This is a genomic window from Methanospirillum sp., assembly GCF_035406105.1.
Taxonomy (GTDB): domain Archaea; phylum Halobacteriota; class Methanomicrobia; order Methanomicrobiales; family Methanospirillaceae; genus Methanospirillum.
In genome coordinates this window covers 1-2,726 of sequence record NZ_DAONKG010000280.1, presented here as the reverse complement: position 1 = coordinate 2,726, position 2,726 = coordinate 1, and the positions used below count along the sequence as shown (strand labels likewise).

At 52.8% G+C, this 2,726-nt stretch carries 5 protein-coding genes; 2 read left to right on the top strand and 3 right to left on the bottom strand.

Annotation, left to right across the window (positions count from 1 at the left end):
• Positions 1–515: ERCC4 domain-containing protein (locus PLA23_RS12380; protein WP_324475379.1), on the top strand; the 515-nt coding region annotated here is incomplete at its 5' end.
• Here PLA23_RS12380 and PLA23_RS12375 read toward each other — a convergent pair.
• A complete protein-coding gene (locus PLA23_RS12375) occupies positions 485–886 on the bottom strand; it encodes an Sjogren's syndrome/scleroderma autoantigen 1 family protein (protein WP_324328681.1) in 402 nt (133 codons plus the stop codon). The genes PLA23_RS12380 and PLA23_RS12375 overlap by 31 nt on opposite strands.
• 63 nt (positions 887–949) lie before the next feature.
• Between PLA23_RS12375 and PLA23_RS12370 the strand changes: the two genes are divergently transcribed.
• Entirely contained in the window at positions 950–1,213 is a 264-nt protein-coding gene (locus PLA23_RS12370; RefSeq protein WP_109941945.1) for a stationary phase-response protein, read from the top strand.
• A 74-nt stretch (positions 1,214–1,287) separates the two neighbouring features.
• On the opposite strand, the gene PLA23_RS12365 is transcribed toward PLA23_RS12370, so the two are convergent.
• Together PLA23_RS12365 and thiC are read right to left on the bottom strand one after the other, a co-directional pair.
• Positions 1,288–1,707 (bottom strand): secondary thiamine-phosphate synthase enzyme YjbQ, encoded by a 420-nt coding sequence (locus PLA23_RS12365; RefSeq protein WP_324328686.1) that lies wholly within the window; start codon positions 1,705–1,707, stop codon positions 1,288–1,290.
• Positions 1,708–1,770: 63 nt separating this feature from the next.
• The coding region (gene thiC / locus PLA23_RS12360; RefSeq protein WP_324475378.1) for a phosphomethylpyrimidine synthase ThiC at positions 1,771–2,726 on the bottom strand (956 nt) is incomplete at its 5' end.

The window sequence follows — 2,726 nt, the reverse complement described above, 5'->3', positions numbered from 1 at the left end:
TCCTTGTTGAACGCAAGACCTCACGTGATTTTGTGGACAGTCTTATCGATCGTGACCTGCTGGATCAGCTCAGGGAGATGGCACGATCATGTCCAAAGCCGGTACTGATTATTGAGGGGGGTGATCTGTATGCCCAGCGTGATATTCACCCAAATGCAATCCGCGGGGCCCTTGCTGCAATATCGGTCTCCATGGGCATTTCTGTCTTTTACACACGAGAGCCGGGGGATACCGCTGACCTGCTTTTGGTCCTGGCTCGACGGGAGGAGGAGAGCGGGTACAAAGAGCGGGGATCGGCCCAGAAAGAATCATACGAAAGTCTTGCAGTAGTTCAGGAGGCAATCCTGAGTGCATTTCCGGACCTTGGACCAAAATACGCCCGTGCCCTGCTGACCGCTTTTGGATCCCTGAAGGCTGTCATGAACGCGGAAAAAGAGGAACTGCTCCAGGTTCCGGGAATCGGGGCCAAAAAGGCGGAGATGATTTACGAGTTGTCCCGGCGTCCGTATCCGTAAAGGAGGAGTGCGTATGCCTCTGCCCCTTTCCTCACAGACTCCATAAGGGTTACGATCCGGGTACTGTCCCGCTCCTCGCGTGCCTGAACAAGAAGAGCGCGAAGGGTCAGGGCAAACTCATCCTCAAGGCCGCCAGGTGCTATGAACTCCTGCGGTGCGAAACCCGTTGCTGACCCTAGTGAGGGGGGGCTGGTTGTCGACGGAGTTTTTTGTGATGCTGCGGCTTTTTCTTCTTCGCAGACGACACAGAGGGTCTTTCCTTTATACTCAAAGAGCGGGGAATGGCAGACCGGACAGGTCTTTGAGAGCATCTTTCCTCCCTTGAGGAGGTACTCAGCCATTATCACATCAGGACTTTTTATATCGGTCATCGGTCAGTACTGTTTTATGGGGTGGGGGTCTACTTATAAGCGAAGGTTCACGCAGGTGATAATATGCCAACTCCAGAACAAACCATCGATATCTGTATTCAGATGTTATCTGCCATTATTGACGATGGCACCATCCCCAGAAATATCCGTCGTGTAGCAGACGAGACCCGCACTATTCTTCAAAACCAGGATCGCCAGCTTGGTCTTCGAGCCGCAGAAGCAATTTCAAAGATTGATGAGATCAGCAGCGACCCGAACATGCCGGTCCATGCACGCACCCGTGTCTGGGAACTGGTCTCACAGCTTGAAACGGTACCGCTCGATTAATTTCACATAGGGTTTTGGGAGGAGAATATCTTCCTCCAGGTTTTTTTCGGAGAGGTTAAAGCCACGCGGTATGGTTACTCACCAAGGATAGTGACCACAAGGTGCCGGTCCCGCCGTGGCCTGGTATCAAGTTCGAGCACAACGATCTGTTGCCAGGTCCCAAGTACCACACTGCTATTCCGTACCGGGACGGTCAGGGACGGGCCGACCAGTGCTGCTTTGACATGGGATCTCCCGTTCCCGTCCCCCCACCGGCTGTCATGGGCATACGTGATGTCTGACGGAGCACACACCGACAATGCCCGGCTGAGATCTCTGAGTACTCCAGGTTCATACTCAATGGTTGTGACCGCTGCCGTAGACCCGGTGACAAAGACATGACAGATACCGGTCTGTACCCCTGACGAACGGGCGATCTCCTGCACTTTGTCTGTGATATCGACAATATCCCCCTCACCTTTGGTTGCAAGTGTGATATCAGCTGATGCTGTCATAGCATGAGAATGGTATGCTCACGGCAAGATAATTTCGACAGAAAAAGAAAAAGAGGAGACGGGTCAGTCAAGTTTTTTGATGACTTTATTTGCAATCTTAAGAGCACAATAGTCTCCGCACATGGTGCAGGCTTCGGTATCGGCTGATGCACGTTCCGTTCTGATCTGCCGTGCACGGGACGGGTTGATGGCAAGGTTGAACTGGGCTTCCCAGTCCAGGTCACGACGTGCATGACCCATGGCAAGATCCTGCTCCCGCCTGTTTAGTTTAATCATGTCACCCACATGGGCTGCAATACGGCTGGAGATGACGCCTTCATAGACCTCTTCCGGATTGGGGAGGGCAAGGTGCTCTGCAGGGGTCACATAGCAGATAAAGTCTGCACCATACATGGAGGACATGGCTGCCCCAATTGCAGAGACACGGTCATCATACCCCGGAGCAACATCGGTGACAATCGGGCCGAGCATATAAAACGGTTTATTTCCGGACAACCGCTTCATCAGCCTGACATTTGTTTCAATCTCATCAATCGGCACATGCCCGGGGCCTTCCACAATTACCTGGATTCCCATGTCATGAGCCCGGTCGCCAAGTTCCGCATTGATGATCAGTTCCTGAATTTGTGCACGGTCGGTTGCATCATGCACGGCACCGGCACGCATGCCGTTTCCGGTGGAAAGGGTGACCTCATGCTCCTTTAAAATCTCACACAGGTAATCAAATTCTGCATAGAGGGGGTTTTCTTTATCATTGTGCAGCATCCATGCGGTCAGAAATGCACCGCCACGGGAGCACAGACCACCGTGCCGTCCCTGACGCTGGAGCCGCTCAAGGGTGATCCGGTTAATCCCCGTGTGAATTGCCATGAAATTGGTTCCAAGTTTTGCCTGTTCCTCGGTAATGCGGAAGAGATCATCCTCCCGCATATGGATGACCGCACCATCTTTTCTTGCAGCCTCGATAAATGCCTGATACAAAGGGACGGAACCAACGGAAAGGGTGGTTGCTTCGATGC

Excerpts from the sequence above, each read along its gene's own strand:
- PLA23_RS12365 (WP_324328686.1), bottom strand. The coding sequence starts at position 1,707 with ATGACAGCATCAGCTGATATCACACTTGCAACCAAAGGTGAGGGGGAT.
- PLA23_RS12370 (WP_109941945.1), top strand. The coding sequence starts at position 950 with ATGCCAACTCCAGAACAAACCATCGATATCTGTATTCAGATGTTATCT.
- PLA23_RS12375 (WP_324328681.1), bottom strand. The coding sequence starts at position 886 with ATGACCGATATAAAAAGTCCTGATGTGATAATGGCTGAGTACCTCCTC.